Source organism: Pseudomonas sp. DF5 (genome assembly GCF_058148225.1).
The window spans coordinates 73,808-91,203 of sequence record NZ_JBYVYM010000028.1; the positions used below are offsets into that span (position 1 = coordinate 73,808).

The 17,396-nt window shown below is 59.2% G+C and carries 16 protein-coding genes and 1 pseudogene; 12 read left to right on the plus strand and 5 right to left on the minus strand.

Features of this window, described 5'->3' with window-relative positions; all coding sequences use genetic code 11:
- Nucleotides 1-100: 100 nt before the first annotated feature.
- Entirely contained in the window at nt 101-1,300 is a 1,200-nt protein-coding gene (locus AC30D7_RS23235) for an MFS transporter (RefSeq protein ID WP_086945554.1), read from the minus strand.
- Between the two features lie 272 nt (nt 1,301-1,572).
- Between AC30D7_RS23235 and AC30D7_RS23240 the strand changes: the two genes are divergently transcribed.
- The 7 genes from AC30D7_RS23240 to AC30D7_RS23270 all read left to right on the plus strand — a co-directional run bounded on the left by AC30D7_RS23240 (nt 1,573) and on the right by AC30D7_RS23270 (nt 11,079).
- Nucleotides 1,573-2,877 (plus strand): c-type cytochrome, encoded by a 1,305-nt coding sequence (locus AC30D7_RS23240; protein ID WP_490135628.1) that lies wholly within the window; start codon nt 1,573-1,575, stop codon nt 2,875-2,877.
- Nucleotides 2,874-3,347 carry a (2Fe-2S)-binding protein gene (locus tag AC30D7_RS23245; protein WP_490135629.1) on the plus strand — a complete coding sequence of 158 codons (474 nt, stop codon included), beginning with the start codon at nt 2,874-2,876 and terminating at the stop codon, nt 3,345-3,347. The genes AC30D7_RS23240 and AC30D7_RS23245 overlap by 4 nt, the downstream gene beginning before the upstream one ends.
- The gene (locus AC30D7_RS23250; protein WP_490135630.1) at nt 3,344-5,581 is read left to right on the plus strand and encodes a xanthine dehydrogenase family protein molybdopterin-binding subunit; all 2,238 of its coding nucleotides are present in this window, start codon (nt 3,344-3,346) and stop codon (nt 5,579-5,581) included. The genes AC30D7_RS23245 and AC30D7_RS23250 overlap by 4 nt, the downstream gene beginning before the upstream one ends.
- Nucleotides 5,582-5,731: 150 nt before the next feature.
- Nucleotides 5,732-6,844 (plus strand): alkene reductase, encoded by a 1,113-nt coding sequence (locus AC30D7_RS23255; protein WP_490135631.1) that lies wholly within the window; start codon nt 5,732-5,734, stop codon nt 6,842-6,844.
- A gap of 235 nt (nt 6,845-7,079) precedes the next feature.
- Nucleotides 7,080-9,557 carry a hypothetical protein gene (locus tag AC30D7_RS23260; RefSeq protein WP_490135632.1) on the plus strand — a complete coding sequence of 826 codons (2,478 nt, stop codon included), beginning with the start codon at nt 7,080-7,082 and terminating at the stop codon, nt 9,555-9,557.
- A gap of 196 nt (nt 9,558-9,753) precedes the next feature.
- Nucleotides 9,754-10,332, plus strand: a complete 579-nt coding sequence (locus tag AC30D7_RS23265) for a hypothetical protein (protein ID WP_490135633.1) — start codon at nt 9,754-9,756, stop codon at nt 10,330-10,332.
- Nucleotides 10,333-10,380: 48 nt separating this feature from the next.
- On the plus strand, nt 10,381-11,079 hold the full coding sequence (locus tag AC30D7_RS23270) for an ion channel (protein WP_490135634.1): 699 nt from the start codon (nt 10,381-10,383) through the stop codon (nt 11,077-11,079).
- A 269-nt stretch (nt 11,080-11,348) separates the two neighbouring features.
- Here the strand turns inward: AC30D7_RS23270 and AC30D7_RS23275 are convergent, their stop codons facing one another.
- Both AC30D7_RS23275 and AC30D7_RS23280 read right to left on the minus strand, forming a co-directional pair.
- Nucleotides 11,349-11,657 (minus strand): cupredoxin domain-containing protein, encoded by a 309-nt coding sequence (locus AC30D7_RS23275; protein ID WP_490135635.1) that lies wholly within the window; start codon nt 11,655-11,657, stop codon nt 11,349-11,351.
- 14 nt (nt 11,658-11,671) lie between these two features.
- A complete protein-coding gene (locus AC30D7_RS23280; protein WP_490135636.1) occupies nt 11,672-12,640 on the minus strand; it encodes a metallophosphoesterase family protein in 969 nt (322 codons plus the stop codon).
- A 153-nt stretch (nt 12,641-12,793) separates the two neighbouring features.
- Here AC30D7_RS23280 and AC30D7_RS23285 point away from each other — a divergent pair, with 153 nt between their 5' ends.
- Genes AC30D7_RS23285 through AC30D7_RS23295 form a run of 3 tightly spaced genes read left to right on the plus strand, consistent with a single transcriptional unit; the run spans nt 12,794 to nt 14,723 of the window.
- Nucleotides 12,794-13,306 (plus strand): sigma-70 family RNA polymerase sigma factor, encoded by a 513-nt coding sequence (locus tag AC30D7_RS23285; protein ID WP_490135637.1) that lies wholly within the window; start codon nt 12,794-12,796, stop codon nt 13,304-13,306.
- The gene (locus tag AC30D7_RS23290) at nt 13,299-14,042 is read left to right on the plus strand and encodes an anti-sigma factor family protein (RefSeq protein ID WP_490135638.1); all 744 of its coding nucleotides are present in this window, start codon (nt 13,299-13,301) and stop codon (nt 14,040-14,042) included. Before AC30D7_RS23285 ends, AC30D7_RS23290 begins: the two co-directional genes overlap by 8 nt.
- A 9-nt stretch (nt 14,043-14,051) precedes the next feature.
- Entirely contained in the window at nt 14,052-14,723 is a 672-nt protein-coding gene (locus tag AC30D7_RS23295) for a phytanoyl-CoA dioxygenase family protein (protein ID WP_490135639.1), read from the plus strand.
- 94 nt (nt 14,724-14,817) lie between these two features.
- Here the strand turns inward: AC30D7_RS23295 and AC30D7_RS23300 are convergent, their stop codons facing one another.
- Nucleotides 14,818-15,120, minus strand: coding sequence for a hypothetical protein (locus AC30D7_RS23300; protein ID WP_490135640.1), 303 nt, complete (start codon nt 15,118-15,120; stop codon nt 14,818-14,820).
- Between the two features lie 97 nt (nt 15,121-15,217).
- Between AC30D7_RS23300 and AC30D7_RS23305 the strand changes: the two are divergent.
- A pseudogene (locus AC30D7_RS23305) lies at nt 15,218-15,298 on the plus strand (VOC family protein); the annotation flags it as partial.
- Between the two features lie 135 nt (nt 15,299-15,433).
- Nucleotides 15,434-16,423, plus strand: coding sequence for an alpha/beta hydrolase fold domain-containing protein (locus AC30D7_RS23310; protein WP_490135641.1), 990 nt, complete (start codon nt 15,434-15,436; stop codon nt 16,421-16,423).
- 94 nt (nt 16,424-16,517) lie between these two features.
- Here AC30D7_RS23310 and AC30D7_RS23315 read toward each other — a convergent pair whose 3' ends face one another.
- Nucleotides 16,518-17,300 (minus strand): AraC family transcriptional regulator, encoded by a 783-nt coding sequence (locus tag AC30D7_RS23315; RefSeq protein ID WP_490135642.1) that lies wholly within the window; start codon nt 17,298-17,300, stop codon nt 16,518-16,520.
- Nucleotides 17,301-17,396: the final 96 nt, after the last annotated feature.

Consider the following 17,396-nt stretch of genomic DNA (forward strand, 5'->3'; position numbering starts at 1 on the left):
AAGCGGAATCCGGTCAAAAGGGAACGGTGGTGATTGTGCATCACCGTTCGCCAACCGTCTTGTATGACGGTGCTTCACCGGATTCCCCGGCGTCTGGCGCTCAGGCATTGGCCTTGCGGCCGAGGAACATCACCAAAGCCAGGGTCGGGAGCAATGCCACCGACGCGGCAGACAGGTTCCAGCCGAAGTGCTCGTAGAGCGGGCTCGCCACCAGCGATCCCAAGGCACCGCCAACGAAGATACTGGTCATGTACACGGCGTTGAGTCGTGCCCGGCTGTGCGGGTCGATGGCGTACACCTCGCGCTGGCCCAGCACCATGTTCAGTTGCACGGCGAAATCCAGCAGCACCGCACACACCACCAGCCACAGGTAGCTGCTGCCGGGCAGCGCAGCGATCAACAATGAAGCCGGTGCCAGCAGCAGTGCGACCCGTGTTCCGCGGTGGCCGTGGCCGGCATCGGCCAAGCGCCCGGCAATCGGCGCAGCGACTGCACCTACCGCTCCGACCAGGGCAAAAATCGCCACCTGCGCCTGGCTGAAACCGTGGTGACGCATCAGCTCAATCGGTGCAAGCGTCCAGAACAGGCTGAAGCTGGCGAACAATAACCCCTGATACAACGAACGTTGACGCAGCACCGGATGGCGACGAGCCAGGGTAAACACCGAGCCGATCAGCGCGGCATAAGTCGCCTGATGCGTCGGCACACGGCGCGGCAGCGCAGCCGCGGTGATCAGGGCGATGACGGCCATCAGTGCCGCCGCGCTGTAAAACACCCCGCGCCAGCCGAACACTTCCACCAGCAGGCTGGACAGCGGACGCGACAACAGAATGCCCAGCAGCAGCCCGCTCATGATATTTCCCACCACACGACCGCGTGTGGCTTCGGGCGCCAGGTGCGCCGCCAGTGGCACCAGAATCTGCACCGCAACCGAAGTAAGGCCGATCAGCAAGGAAAACACGAGGAACATCGACGGCGAGTGCGTCAGCCCGGCACACAACAGCGTAACGCTCGCCGCGAGGGTGAAACCCACGACCAGGCGCCGGTTTTCCATCAGGTCGGCCAGCGGCACCAGCAACAGCAGACCCAGCGCATAACCAAACTGTGTGAGTGAAACGATCAGGCTGGCATTGGCGCTGGACAGGCCGATCTGCGGCGCGATCAATTCGACAATCGGCTGGGCGTAATAGAGGTTGGCCACGACCGCGCCGCAGCAAAATGCCAGGAACGCGACCATCAGGCCGGAGAGTGAAGCAGGCTGTTCGGCCTTGGCCGCTGCTGCGGGGTTACCCGTGAGCATGATGACACCTCGTTGAGTTCGGGAAAGTGATGCCAAGGCTAAGGGCACGGGTCGATGCAGAGAATCCGTGCCCCCGGCAATGGAGTGATGCGCCATCCGCAACGACCCCGGCGTTGCTGTTGGCGCAAAGCGCTATTGCGCGACCTGGCAATACTCCGGCGCTTGCGCCTTCTCTACCCTTGGGCACTTGGCGCAGGGCTCTCCATCAGCGCCCTTCCCCGGTTGCTCAAGGAGCTGTTCATGACCCCGAATCCATCCTCGATGCGCACTGCGTGTCTCTCGCGTTGCAAATCCTCATGAAGGGCAACTTCCTGAGATCCAGCCCCCTCTGGATCATCGCGGCCGTCCTCGCTTCGATAGGCGCAATCGGCGCGGCGTTACTGATGTGGCGTCCGGCGATAGCACCGATTGAGCCCCCGCGAACGTTCGATGCCGCGCAATGGCAGCGCGGTGCGCGGGTGGTCGAAGCAGGCGATTGTGCGGTGTGCCATACACGTCCGGGCGGTCAATACATGGCGGGCGGGCTGCCGCTGGTGACGCCGTTCGGTACGCTCTACAGCACCAACATCACACCCGATCCGCAAACCGGTATCGGCCAATGGTCACTGCCGGCGTTCGAGCGGGCGATGCGTGAAGGGATCGCCCGCGATGGCCACTTCCTGTACCCCGCCTTCCCGTACGTGCACTACCGGCGCATGAGCGAAGGCGACATTGCCGACGCGTATGCGTACTTGATGAGCGGCCCTGCCGTGAACTCACCGGCCATGCAAAACCACATGAATTTCCCGATGAACCTCCGGCCACTGGTGTCGTTCTGGAATCTGCTGTTCCTGCATGCAAAGCCGCTGACACCTGTGGCGCAGCAATCCGAGGCGTGGAATCGCGGGCGTTATCTGGTTGAAGGCCCCGGCCACTGCGCGGGCTGCCATTCACCGTTGAACCTGATCGGTGCCGAGAAGTCTGGCGCAAGCCTTGCGGGCGGTGAGGTGGATGGCTGGGAGGCGCCTTCGCTGCTTGGCATGGCCCATCGCGCAAATCCGTGGAGCACTGAGCAGTTGGTCCACTATCTACAGGCAGAAGTGGTGGATGGGCACGGCACAGCCGCAGGCCCGATGCGCCCGGTCAGCCTCAGTCTGGCTCGCTTGCCGGTCAGTGACGCAGAGGCGATTGCCGAGTATTTACTGAGCCTGCAAACCAAGGCTGCGATCACCGAAATCCAACCCGGCGCCGGGAACGTTGAGACCTTGGACCAGACCAGCGGCGCCCTGCTGTTCGCCAGTGCCTGCGCCGGTTGTCATGCCCCTGCGGCGCCGATGCGCGAGATCGACGGGCGTCCGGCGCTGGATCGCACCTCGGCACTGCAAGCCCCAAGCGCACGCAATTTCCTGAAAACCGTGCTCGAAGGTGTGCCGGCAACTCCGGGCGTGCCCGGACCGGTCATGCCGCCGTTTTCCGCCAACCTGGACAACATACAACTCACCGCCCTGGCGTCATACCTGCGCCAGCAAGCCAGACCTGACCAACCCTGGACAGAGCTTTCTTCCACTATTGAAGCGATCCGTCAGGAGACGAAATGACCCAAGTCACGCTCAACGTCAACGGCTCGGCCCAAGCCTTGGAGCTGGAACCTGACATGCCGCTGCTCTATGCGCTGCGCAATCATTTGGGGCTGAACGGCGCCAAGTACGGGTGTGGTTTGGGCCAGTGCGGCGCCTGTACGGTCATCGTCGATGACAAACCGGTTTTTTCTTGCGTGACGCCCTGCGCGGGCCTTGAAGGCAAGAAGGTTCGAACGGTTGAAAGCCTCGGAACCGCCGAACGTCCCGGTCCTTTGCAAAAAGCCTTTATCGATAAACAGGCGGCCCAATGCGGCTACTGCATCGCCGGCATGCTGATGCGCGCGCAGTCATTGCTGGAGAACAATCCGCACCCGGACGAGCAGACCATTCGCGAGCACATGGCAGGCAACCTGTGTCGTTGCGGCACCCACCTGCGGATTATCGAGGCAATCAGCCTGGTGGCCGGGCAAAACGGGAGCGCGACATGACCGTGGAGAAAAAAGTCGACCACAGTCGCCGGGCTTTCTTGCGTGGAGGCGCCTTGCTGGTGGCGTTTACCCTGGTGCCGGCGGCGCGTCGTGCATGGGCCGACACCGAAGTGGATACGCTCGGCACGGTGGTGCTGGCGCCTGATCTGCCCGGCAGCCTGCGCACCAATCCCTACCTCGATGCGTGGATCCGCGTGGGCCCTGAAGGCATCACCGTCTACACCGGCAAGGTCGAATTGGGCACTGGCGTCAAAACAGCCTTGCTGCAAATTGCCGCCGAACGTCTGGAGGTTTCGCCGACGGCGATCAACCTGCTGACGGCCGACACTGCCCTGACGCCCAACGAAGGCTACACCGCCGGCAGCCACAGCATTTTCGACAGCGGCACCGCGTTGTTCAACGCGGCGGCGCAGGTGCGTGAGTTATTGCTGCAGTCGGCCGGGCGCAGCTGGGAGGTGGCGCCGCCACTGTTGACGACGCAGGAAGGCGTCATTCACGGCCCTGCCGGACAACGAATGTCCTACGCTGACGCCGTCAAAAACGTCGATCTGCACCTCTATGCCAAGTCCGAATCGCCGGCAATGCCCGCGACGGGCTTCAAGCTGATCGGGCATTCGCTGCAACGGCTGGATATTCCGGCAAAAGTCAGCGGCGGCCCTGCATTTGTTCAGGACATTCGTCTGCCGGGCATGCTGCACGCTCGGGTCATTCGCCCTCCTCGTCCCGGTTGCACGCTGGAAGCCTTCGACGCGGAGTCGATCAAAACGTTGTCCGGGGTTGTGCAGGTGATTCGCGACGGCAATTACCTTGCCGTGGTGGCGCGTGATGAATGGCAAGCGATCAAGGCCATGCGCCGCGGATATGAATCGGCGCACTGGAGCGGCGGACAGGCGATACCCGAGTCACGGGACATCCACACATTGCTCGAGCGCCTGCCTTCACGCCGCTACCCGATCAGCCACGAGGGCACACCACAGGAAGCGACCGACAACCGCTATCGAGCGCGCGTGACCAAGCAATACCTGATGCACGGTTCCATCGGCCCATCCTGCGCAGTGGCCTGGTTCAAGGACGGCACCCTCACCGTCTGGACCCACACCCAAGGCGTGTATCCGCTGCGCGCCGGGATCGCCGAAATGCTGCGGCTACCTCCCGACCGCGTTCGCTGTATCCACACCGAAGGGTCCGGTTGTTACGGCCACAACGGCGCAGACGATGCAGCGGCCGACGCCGCGTTGATTGCCATGCGAATACCGGGCACGCCGGTGCGGGTGCAGTGGATGCGCGAGCAGGAAAATCTCTGGGAACCCTACAGCTCGGCGATGGTGACTGAAGTGCAGGCCAATCTTGATGCGCAAGGTCGACTGCAGGACTGGAACTATGAACTGTGGACCACGCCGCATAACGAACGCATCGTCAACGCGGGCCGGTTGCTGCCGGCGCGACTGCTGGCCCGACCGTTCACCTCTGCGCCTTCAGTGCCCATCGCTCAACCCGAAGGCGACGGCGATCGCAATGCCGTGCCGCTGTACACGCTGGCATCCACGCGCATCAACATGAACTTCGTCACCGAGATGCCGTTTCGCACCTCTGCCATGCGCTCGTTGGGCGCGCACATCAACGTCTTCGCTATCGAGGCGTGCATCGATGAGCTTGCCGCCAGGGCCGGGAGCGATCCGGTTGCCTTGCGCCTTGCCCATCTGGCGGATCCCCGGGCGCGGGCCGTGGTGGAGCGCGTGCGCGACGCCATCGGCTGGTCGCAAAAAAACAGCGAACCCGGCGCGGGCATCGGCTTCGCGTTTGCCCGCTACAAAAACATCATGGGCTATTGCGCGATCGCGGTGCGCTTGCGCGTACATCCGCAGACCGGCGAGGTGCAGGTCGATCACGTCGTCACGGCGGTAGACGTCGGGCAAATCGTCAATCCCGATGGCCTGCGCAACCAGGTGGAAGGCGGGATCGTGCAGTCCACCAGTTGGACGCTGTATGAAAAAGTCGCCTACGACGCCGGGGGCATACGCAGCTACGACTGGAGTGGCTACCCGATCCTGCGCTTTTCGCAGGTGCCGAAAAAGGTCGACGTTCACCTGCTCGACCAACCGGGACAGCCGTTTCTCGGCGCCGCCGAAATCGTCCAGGGACCGATGGCCGCCGCCCTCGGCAATGCCGTGGCAAACGCTACCGGCCGACGCTGGCTGAACCTTCCTTTGACCCGCTCAGAGCAGCCGTCCTGACCCTGCGCAGCGTTGCGTTTCACGCAATGCAGCGTAGAGGCTGATGCGGATTATCAAGCGGCATGCAGCGGATTAACTTACAGCCATACGGTGCCTGGCCGAACGTCCATCGCCGCCCTGATCCCTCTTTTCGAAACCTGGAGAAATTCTATGACGCAGCAACTGTTCCAACCCATCGCATTGGGGCCATACACACTCCCGCACCGAGTGGCGATGGCGCCGCTGACACGCTCTCGTGCCGGGCAACCGGGCGATGTCCCGACGGCCATGAACGCCGAGTATTACCGTCAGCGTGCGAGCGCCGCATTGATCATCACCGAGGCGACGCAAATCTCCCGACAGGGCCAGGGCTATGCCTGGACCCCGGGAATCTACAGCGATGAGCAGGTACAGGCCTGGCGCGAAGTCAGCAGCCAGGTGCACGAGGCCGGCGGTTTGATCTTCATGCAACTCTGGCACGTGGGCCGCGTGTCGCACCCAAGCTTTCAGCCCGACAACGCCCTCCCGGTGGCCCCAAGCGCATTACCCGTGCCGGGCAAAACGTTCATCGTCGACGTGGATGGCAACGGTGTGTGGGGCGATGTGCCGGTTCCGCGGGCACTGGAAACTTCGGAGATCGCTGACATCATCAACGACTACCGCCGGGCCGCGCGCAATGCGCTGAGTGCCGGGATGGATGGCGTGGAAATTCACGCCGGCAACGGCTATCTGTTGGATCAGTTCATCAACAGCAACAGTAACCAGCGCGAGGATAGCTACGGCGGCAGCCTGGAAAACCGTGCACGGCTGTTATTGGAAGTGGTTGCTGCGGTTGTCGACGAAGTCGGCGCAGAGCGCGTGGGCGTACGCCTCACGCCAATGGGACGGTTCATGGGCATGGGTGATGAGACGCCGCAAGCGACGTTTGGCCATATCGTGCGTTCGTTGAACCAGTGGAATCTGGCCTATCTGCACCTCGTCGAGCCTGCCGTCGTCGGCACCGTCAAGGACGAGAACTTCGATCCGCGTTGGGATGCAATCATCAGCCAACTGCGTGCAGCGTGGGACGGCGTGCTGATGATCGCCGGTGGCTACGACCCCGAGACGGCGGAACAGGCCTTGATCGACGGCCGCGCGGACATCATCGCGTTCGGCAGACCGTTTCTGGCCAACCCTGACTTGCCACGGCGAATTCGCGACGGGTTGTCGCTCAATGCGCCGGACCCGAGCACCTTCTTTGGTGGCGATCAGCGTGGATACGTGGATTACCCGGTTTACTCCTGACGGGCTCAATGAAAAAAGCCGTCATAAACGACCAGCCATCTACCTTGGCGCGCCCGTCGGGCGCGCTGACATTTCCCGGGCATCAAGCGATCTGAATGACAACCTTTCCAAGCTCATCAGCTTCACGTGCATTCTCGAACGGATACAATCACGCCTGCTTCTTCACAACGCTCTTCGACAACGCCCTGACAGCGCAAACCCGCCTGTTTGAAACCGCCCATTCATTATTGAGGTAATGGTGACCCACTCTTCCGATCAACGTGCTGACGAAAAAAGCCTGCCTCGGTTATTGCTCGATCTGCTTTGGCAAATCGCCGTACTGTTGATCCCGATTTTCCTCGTGGCGGTATTGCCGCTGCTGTGGGCGCTCGGTGTGGTACTGGGTTGTGCTGCCTTGATGTGGCTGACGGCACGGGCCGGTTGGCTACGAACCGGCCGAGGGGCTGCCCGGGTCATGACCTCTGCCGCAATAGGCCTGGGTTTTAATCTGGGCAGGGCTTTACCGGCGTACTGGGACATTGCCGGGGCAGCGGCGGTGATGTTCTTCGGGCTGGCTTGCGTCAGTCACCTGGAAAGACGGTTTGGCCTGGTCGATAACACGCAGACCAAGTCGTCACCGCTATCGCCTGGTCAGTCTTCAGGCGCCAGTGCCTGGGGTGGGGATGAACCGCGACAAACACCCGAGGGCGAACCCATCAGGGTGTTCAACTACAGCGAAATCGCCATGGGCGGGCCCGTTCTGTGCGATTACCTGTTTCCCGATGGGGTGCTGCTGCAGGGCCTTGGGTCGTCGGCTCGATTCTCGGATGACGGGCGTTATTTCGCCGCGCCGTTACCCTCGCGCCAAGCCTGGGGGTTGGTGATTCTGGATCGAGAGTCGCGTCAGCTTTACCAGTGTTCGTGTGATGAATTCTGGGAACTGGATGCCTTTAACGACAGCACCCTGAGGGGGCGTTACAGCCCTCTGGTCGACAACGGCGCACGAGAAATCAGCCTGGAGCAACTGCTGACGACCGCTGAAAAAATCAGCCTGGTGCCCGTTGTTGACCTTTGGGTCGAGCCTGGTGAATGGCAAAAAAACCTTGCGCTCAAAACGTTCCGCCATACGTCCTCCGATGGTCAGCGACACATGGACGCCTTTCTGATGCTGCCGGCCAGCCTGCGCGAATTGCCACAACCTTGCGCCCCGCTGATGAGCCCGGAATACCGCGTGAGCATCAACGGTGAGCCCACTTCGTTGCTGATCAGGGCCGATACTTCAATCATCTGGAATCGCGATGGCCGCTCGTTCGCTTGCCATGCACGAATGGATGATGAGCAACCGCAACCCCTCGCATACTGGCTCTGGCACGTAGACCGCGAATGGCAAACATTGCCTTGCCCGTGGCGATCCGCCGACAGCGAACCCTCGATGGGTTGGAGCGACCCCCTGGAGCTGGACGACCACTACCTGCGGCTATCGTCCTACTTAGACTACCCGCAGCCTGATCGCGGTCGCTTTGGTTATGGCTTGTACAGCATACACAGCGACTGTGAGTCTCAGGTGGGCCATGATCCGAGCGGCCGGATGCAGGTTGCGCAGCGGCATCTGACTCGCGTGCGGTTGGCCGTGCCGCTGGAGGGTGATGGACAGCGAGGCGCGACGATGGTCGAGTCGGCACCATTGACGGGTAATACACGGGCTCGATTCAGCTGGCAGCAAGACAATAGCCTGGGGCTCGGGGGGTATACCTGCAGGATTGGGGATTGGGAGTTACCGGGCGTTTGGCTGCTCGATCATCGAGTTTCAGACACTGGACGTTACATCGCATTGATACCGTTCACCCTGCCGCCCGCCACAGCAGGTCATGTGGTGGTAGTCGACGCACAGCAACGACAATTGATCAACAGCCCTCCTCTGTTGGTCGCACGACTGTTGGACTTTCGTGGACCGAGACTGAGCGTGGCGGTGATTCGAGGTCGCCTGGATCAGGATCGGCAAAGCAGTCCATTGCAGCGTTTTGATCAATCGCCACCCGAGGCGGACGATGCCGCTGAATTTTGCCAGCATCGACAGGACTCACGGCTTTACTACGAGTGGTGTGAGCTGAATGTCAGCCAACAAGGCCTGAGTGTCCTCCCCGATTGGCGCCTGGTTGAACAGCCACAGTCTGCAATCGCCGATGGAAACTTCGTCCAGCCAGCACCGATGGATAACGATGCCGCTTGGTTGTTCGGCTGTGAAACCGAATACGCCGACAGTTGGCTACGCGTCGAGAGCCCCCGCCTGGGCGGGTATTTGCTGACGGCATCCGGTTGCGCCATCAGCGATCTCGCGCCCTCGATGATCTGGTCAGAGGATGCCCGTTATCTCGCACTGACTCGACTCCATACCAACGTCGACGATCACCACGGAGGTCGCTTGGCATGGCAGATCTTGCTGCTGGATGTCCAGGCGCGAACCTTGAGACATTCACCTCAGTGGCTCCACAATCGACCACAGTTTGAAGGTTTTAATGCCGATGCCTTGAAAGTGCGTCTATTTCTGCGCGACTGGGAAGCAGAGGATGAAAGAGACCTGGGCGCAATCAGCGCGATGAAGTTGAGCGACCTGCTGGCACTCCCCGCCGAGTCCCTGTGCCCACATTCGGGACTCTGGCTGACGAAGGATCAACTTTGTCATTCCGAAGCGTGGCAAGCATTGGATACATCGGCTTTAGCCCAATGGCGCTAGTCACGTTTGTCACTGGCGCCGACATGACGCGTGAAAAGATACAAAGCCGACTGAGGCATGTCCGATTGAGCCACGTCAATCGACACTGTGATCAGGCACATCGGCGATCAATGACTATGCTTTGGCGTGTGTACGAAGTGCTCTGACCCGAGATACATCGCGCTGTTCTCTCAGCCATCACATGGAAAGCCGACCTATGAAACCGATCCGCTCCCTTGCCTGTGTTGTTTCCCTTGTTTCAATCATGTCCACTGCCGGCTTTACGGCCCTTGCAGCCGATGTGCCGTTGGGGAGTAATGCCATGGAAGGTCACATCGTTACCCGAGTGCTGGCCGTGGATCCGGCGAATTATCAGGTCACCATCGAAGACGCCAACAAAAGCCCGGTGTCCATCCAGCTCACGGACGCAGCCAAGGCTCTGCACAACTTGAAAGTCGGCGACAAGGTCGATATCCACGTTATTCGCTCCATCGCCTACGTGCTCGACAGCAATGTCGACGGCGCGCCGGGCATCAGCGACGAATCAATGAGCATCCGCGCCACCAAGGACAATCCTAATCCGGGTGGTGAGGCGGTGCGCCGGGTCAAGGTCACGTCGAAGATCACTCATATAAACATGAAAAAGCACGAAGTGACCTTGCTTCCTCCAGAAGGAAAAATAATTGTCCTGAAAGTCGAAGATCCGCAGCTCCAGGCCCGTATGAAAAAGCTCCAGGTTGGTCAGACGGTCAGCGCCATTTACACCGAAGTACTGAAGGTCAAAACCTCACGCTAGCAACCCAGGCCAGGTCTAGAGCGGTATTTCAATCTCTGGGAAACCGGTATGGCAAATCCGCAAGATAAAGCCGAATCTGACGAGGATTTGGCTCAGATGATAATAGGGCGAGGGCCCTGCACTTATCTATTGCTGCTCTTACTAGGTTTGATCCTCCTGTTTCCCTTTCTTGAGGAAGGTATATTTGCTCGAACATTGCTCGGCATTCTGTTTTCAATTGTGTTGCTCGTGGGTGCTTTCGCCACCAGGCAGACTCGGAGAGGCTTCATCCTGAAACTGTGTCTGGCCTTGCTTGGGGTTGGCCTTCAATGGACGGCGTTGTGGGCTGAGAGTATCGCGATTCTTGACCTTGCCGGGCTATCTTACGTGACGTCTCTTGCCGTCTCGTTTAGCGGGGTGCTTCGCTATATTCTCAAGCGCGGGCCAATTACAGCCGACAAGCTGCATGGTGCGCTTGCGGGTTACATCATGCTGGCCTTCGTTTGGTCCTTCATCTATGCCCTGGTCGAGATATCCAGCGCTGGCTCATTCGGCCCTGCTCACCTCGACTTCGCACAGCCCGGCACTTTCTTCAAACTGATTTATTTCAGCCTCACAACACTCACGACCACCGGTTACGGTGATGTGATCCCGTTGACCAACCACGCCCGCTCACTTGTGATGGTCGAAGAATTCTCAGGCGTCTTTTACGTTGGCGTTGTAATCGCGCGGCTTGCCGGTCTTTATCCATCAAATCAGACCAGGTGACTCTCGATGCCTGAGCCACCTCCGCACATTGGATCACCCGAGGGGTATCACCGCTTCTGGCGAGCGCCTCCAGGCGATAGTCGTCGCCCATTTGAACCGACACTGCCGGGGTCTGGCGGGAGGCCGTATTCAGCGTAACGGGACTGGCCGAAAAACTGCACACCTTGCCGGCCACTTGGAGCCGCGAACATCAGGCGTTTCTTGATTTACCGGCAACGAACCGGCTGATGTCGAAGGCTTTGTTCTCTTGACCTCCCAGCACCCTCTGTTTATTGAGTGACCACAATCTTCCCGATCATCTGCGGGTGCAGCGCACAAAAATACTCGAACTCTCCCGGCGTATTGAACACCCAGGAAAAGCTGTCATTCGTATCCAGTGCCCCCGAGCGAAACACCTTGTGGGTTTCCGCCACCGTGTGGGGAATCTGGTCGTCATTCACCCATGTCACTTTGGTGCCCACGGCCACGGTCAAATCCTTGGGTGCAAACATGAACTCCTTGATATCGATCTTCACCTCCTGAGCCCACACCGGTATCGACAGCATCAGGCACAGCACCGCCAACAGTCGCGTTTTCATCTGACCGCCCTCCCCTAGACCAGTGTCGAATCAATCAGCGCCAGCGGATGATCGCCCTGTGTCGCTCGCACATCGGTGATCCCCAGATAGTTGCGCAATTGATCGGCAGCCACCGTCATCGGCCCCGGTGCCGGCGCCGCACCCGGTGCGGGTTGTGGATACGCCGTGCCACGGGCGGTATGGAAGGTGATGTTGCCTTCGACCTTCTGGATGACCTGATGGATGTGCCCGTTCAATACCGTCACTGAACCGTACTTGCGCAGCATCGCAATCGCCTGATCACCATCCTCGGTGCCCCAGCCCCACGGTTGATAAATCGTCCACAGCGGAATGTGGGTAAACACGACGATGGGCGTACTGGTCGTCACCGCCCGTAAATCATCAGCCAGCCAGGCCAGTTGATCGGCGCCAAGGGTGGCTTCATGGCCGGCCTGGAAGTTGAAGACATTGACCAGCGCGATGAAATGCACGCCGTGGTCATCGAAGCTGTACCAGCCATTGCCTTTGGTGCCCTTGCCGTAACGCTCCAGGTAAAGCTTGCCGCCACCCTCGTCGAGGGTGTCGTGTTCACCCGGCACGTAATGCACGGTGGACGGCAGGCCTTTGAGCAACTGTGCCGCCGTGTCGAACTCCTCGGGCTTGGACAGGTGCGTGATGTCCCCGGTATGCAGGATCAGCGAAGGCCGTTTTGGCAACTTGATGACCTTGTCGATCGCCACCTGTAACGTCTTGGCAGGATCCGGGTTGGCTTCCTTGTTGAAACCGATGTGCGAGTCGCTGATCTGTACGAAGTGGAACGTGCTGGCCAGTGCCTTGGGGTCGGCGACGTTGCCTGCCTCATCCAGCGCAAAGGCCCGGGGAATGCCGCCGCTCAGGGCCCAGATGACCCCTGCCCCGGCCCATGCCGAGCACTTGAGCAGCGTTCGGCGGTCAGGGTTCAGCAAGCCGTCGGTGCGCAATGGGTGTTTTGATTGAATGTCCATCGGTATGTCCTCGCTGGCGGACTACAGTGATGTAGCTGACACGAGGTAAACCTTGCGGGACGGGTGTTTATTCCGCGCCGGAAAACAAATTCTTTTCGGGGAATAAACGACCACGCATCACAGTTATAGGGGTGTGACGGTGCGGAAGCCACTATGAAGCGATTTGAGGACCTGATTGCGCCCCATCTGGACGCCGCTTACAACCTTGCGCGCTGGATCACCGGCAACGACAGCGCCGCACGCGATGTCGTGCAGGAAAGCGCCTTGCGTGCCTTCAGGTTTTTGCAGCGTTTCGCCGATGGCAACGCCAAGGCCTGGTTTCTGACCATCGTGCGCAACGAAAGCTACACCTGGCTCAAAGCCTCGGCCGGGCGCCATTGGGTTGCTATCGATGACGAGATCGGCGATGACGCAGGCGCACTGAGCCACAGCCAGACCCCGGAATTGCTGGCGATTCACACGGAAAACGCGGTGCTGATCCAGCAAGCGCTGCACGCCCTGCCGCCGGTGTTTCGTGAGGTGATTGTGCTGAAAGAACTCGAAGACATGCCTTACAAGGAGATCGCTTTGGTGGTCGATATCCCCATCGGCACCGTCATGTCGAGGCTGGCCCGGGCGCGCGCGATGCTCAAGCTCGAATTACTGAAGTTGCACGATCATGAATGAACTCGACTGCACGGTTTGCCAGACACGGCTGCATGGCTATCTGGATCAGGAACTCGATCCTGCGACGGCGACGGATGTGGCTGCGCATCTGGCCGTATGCGCGGAGTGCGCGCGGCTACATGACGAGATGAAACTGCTGAAGGTCAGTGTGAAGCGCCACGCGCCATATTACCCGGCGCCGGCATCGTTAGCGGCCGGCGTGTTTGCCACGGGTGCTCCCGCGACTCGCGCCGTCGAGCGCTGGCGGAAATGGTTCGCTCCGACGTTTTCTACGGCGGCGCTGGCCTTGGCAGCGGTGCTTTATGTGATGACGCCGGGCAGCGAGCAACCGCTGATGGACGAGGCTGTCTCCAGCCATGTCCGCTCGTTGATGGGCGAGCATCTGAACGATGTGGTGTCCTCCGACCGTCACACCGTGAAGCCCTGGTTCACCGGCAAACTCGACTTCTCGCCGCCGGTATTCGATTACTCGGCGCAGGGATTTCCATTACTGGGCGGGCGGCTGGATTATCTGCAACACCAGACCACGGCAGCCCTGAGTTACGGGAGGGCCAAACACATCATCAATGTGTTTATCCTGCCTGTGCCGGAGGCAGACAAGCCGCGGCAGACCCAGACGATTCGTGGCTTTAACGTGGTGTCCTGGCAAGTCAACCACATGCGCTTCGTGCTGGTTTCCGATGTGGAAAAAAGTGAACTGGAGGCGTTCAGCCAGCTGCTCAGGGACGGTGCTTGAGGGGAATCCATGGTTGACCGCGAGCAACTCCATCGAGATGGCTATGCGCTGCTTCGTCGAGCGATCCCGGCCGAGTGGCTGAGTGACCTTCGTGCCGTGTTCGATGCAGGCGTGAAGCCGGCGGACCAATGGCCAGTGCCGCGTGGCATGGATTGGCGCCATTCACTGTTGGACGTTGATTCGAAGGTACAGGCGGTGTGTCGTCTGCCGGAGGTGCTGGCGGTGGTGGGTGAGTTGATCGCAGAGCGGTTCTTTCTCTCGCAAGTGGAGGGTCGCGAGCCGCTTGCAGGTGGCGGTCATCAGCAACTGCACCGCGACTTGTCAGCCCAGCGGCCAGGCGACATTGTGAATGCCATTGCATATTTCGACGATTATGGCCCCGAGAACGGTGCGACACGTATCGTCCCCGGCAGCCATCGCCCTGAACAGGGAGAGCCGCCATTCGACTTCAATGACGAGTCCCGGTCTGTACAGCTTTCAGGCTACGCGGGTGACATCCTGGTGTTTGATGTGGATTTAGTGCACGCGGGCAGCCTGAACTCAATCGGCGCACGCCGTCGCTCCATCCTGATCAGTTATTTTGCGGAGACTTTATACGCGTCACACCTGGAAACGGTGAGCCTGCGAAGTATTCGGATGGACACGACCGATCGATTCGAGCCCTCGAATTTTTCTTTCTAGCGCTACATGGATTAAATAGGCCAGAACGAACATTGCGAGGACTGGCTTCTCGCCAGTCATGCATCATCGAAGGATGTGACGAAAGCCAGTGCGTTTAGTGCGCACTCAACAACGCAAATACACCCATCACTGCCCACAGTACAGACACATACTGCATGGGCACATAAAACAACGTGTGTTTCTTGCGAAAGACGACTTCGCCACCGCTGTCTTTATCAATGTAGGTTTTGCCCGGCTGGTTATTCAGCCGATGGCCAATATAAGCGTTGGCCGCCGCGCCAACCAATAGACCAACCCCCAACCCGAGCCCATTGGGGAGTCCCATGAAAGGCACCATGCAGAGCACCGGGACAAGAATCGAAAGAAGGCCCCATCCTTGCCAGACAATAAAAAACATAACACGTCCCTGGTTAATTTTTGAGGCGCGCAATCTAACAAAGAAAAAGGGATAACGGCAACAATATGAAATATATTTATTTGCGAATGAGCCTATTGAATTCATCGTTCAGGATCCCGATGGATATCTCGTAAGATTGGTGGAGTATTTAGGGGAACGCCCGGTTTGTTCAATCTGAACACAGACCAAGGTGACCGTCCGCTTTAAACTGTCGATTCAACCGGGCCAGAAGCGGTCGCTGTACTCTGAAAAATCCCCCCACCTGTTGTCTGCATGCTTACTGAGACGCATGACTTTGAACGGATAACCGCTGATGTTGAACTCCAAAGGAAGTACTAAAGCGCCTTGGCCTGCTAGCGAGCGAGATTGGGTGCAAGTGCGGAATTTCAACAAAAAGCTCGCCTGGTTGCCGCGCTTTCGAATTCGCAATCGCATCACCCCCCGTGTGGTCCAGGCGCTGTTGCGCGCTAGTCAAATGGCTGGTGCGGGTAAATTGCTCATGCATGGGCTCAAGGCTGAAAGAAAGATGGTTGGTCCAGGCGGTGTTCCAGTGCCTGTACGCATCATTAGGCCGAGAGGTAAGGCAAAGGGCGTTGTACTTGATTTCCATGGGGGCGGATGGGTAATCGGCAATGCCCAGATGAATGACAACTTTAACGTTGCCATGGTGAATACGTGCAACATTACAGTCGTCTCCGTCGATTACCGGCTTGCTGTATCGACTCCGGTTGAAGGCCTGCTGGAGGACTGCCTTTGCGCCGCTCGCTGGCTACTGAATGACAACTGTGGAGAGTTTGCTGATCTGCCCGTTATCGTCGTGGGTGAATCGGCAGGGGCACATCTTGCTGCGGCAACATTGCTGGCGCTAAAACAATGGCCCGGCTTGCTTCAACGGGTGAGCGGTGCGCTGTTGTATTACGGCATCTACGATTTGACGGGAACAGCAAGTGTTCGCGCGGCCCCCCCTGAGACGCTGCTATTGGACGGTCCTGGGATGGTTGAGGCTTTTCGCATGCTGACGCCGGGCTTGAATGACCAGGAACGTCGGCAGCCACCTTTGTCACCGTTGTACGGCGACTTTACGGACTTCCCGCCTGCGCTCATGTTTGCCGGTGAATTGGACCCCCTGAGAGACGACACACTCGAAATAGCCGATCGGTGGCAGAAATCGGCACCTGTTGAGGTGCACTTGTTACCGTCTTCTCCCCATGGGTTTATTCATTTTCCGACTGCGATTGCAGCTAGCGTGCTTGCATACAGCCGTGAATGGATAACGGCTCGAATCGACGCATTGAATTGTTGAAAATAATGTAGTCGATCTCTCACACTTCAACAGTTGCCGCGCATATGGATTCTTAAGGACCAATCTGGCTAGAAGCCCCCGCGCCTCATGCGCCCTAAGCCTGTTGCTCTACGAAGTAGCGACTGGGCACTTCTCCCAGCAACTGCTTGAAAACTGTCGCAAATGCACTTGAACTGCTGTAACCCAACAACATTGCGACCTGTGTGACCGACTGACCTTTTCCCAGCCGGACAATCGCTGCGAGCAGACAGGCTTGTTGTCGCCATTCGATGTAACTGATGCCTGTGTGAAATCGAAACTGTCGGGTAAAGGTACGGCGACTCATTCCCGCGCGTTGGGCCATATCATCGATTCCCACCTCCAGCGAAGGCTGGTCCAGAAACTCTCGACACACCCTTGCAAGACGTGGCTCCGCCGGCAATGGGGCGTTGAGCGAAAGCGCAGGCATCCCGGCAATTTCATGCAGCAACAACGCCATCAAATGGCCGTCTCGCCCTCGGCTTGAATAGAGCTCGGGTACATCGATTGCCTTCAACAGCAAATGCCGCAACAACGGCGACACGTCCAATACCTGGCATTGTCCCGGTAGCCCGAGTCGCTGCGCAGTGTGTTGGCGAATATAAGTGTTGTGAAGGGTGACAGGGCCACGCATCTGCATGGAGTGCGGGAGTTGCGCCGGAATCCAGATACCGCGATGAGGCGGAACCACCCAGTTACCGTCATCGGTAAACACTGTGATGACCCCACTGGCAGCATACGCAAACTGTCCACGCGGATGGTCGTGCAGCGGGAACAGTGTTCCGTCTGCGTAGTCACGTGCGGTGACGACAGCATCGCGCGGGGTGTTCTGGTAAGGAGATATGGTGATTTCCGGCATGGCCCGATTCTAATGAAAATTGGCCTGATACTGAAAGCGGGCCAGATGAATTGCTTGCATATTTCTCTAGGCTCGAGCATTTCCGCTGAGCGCTGG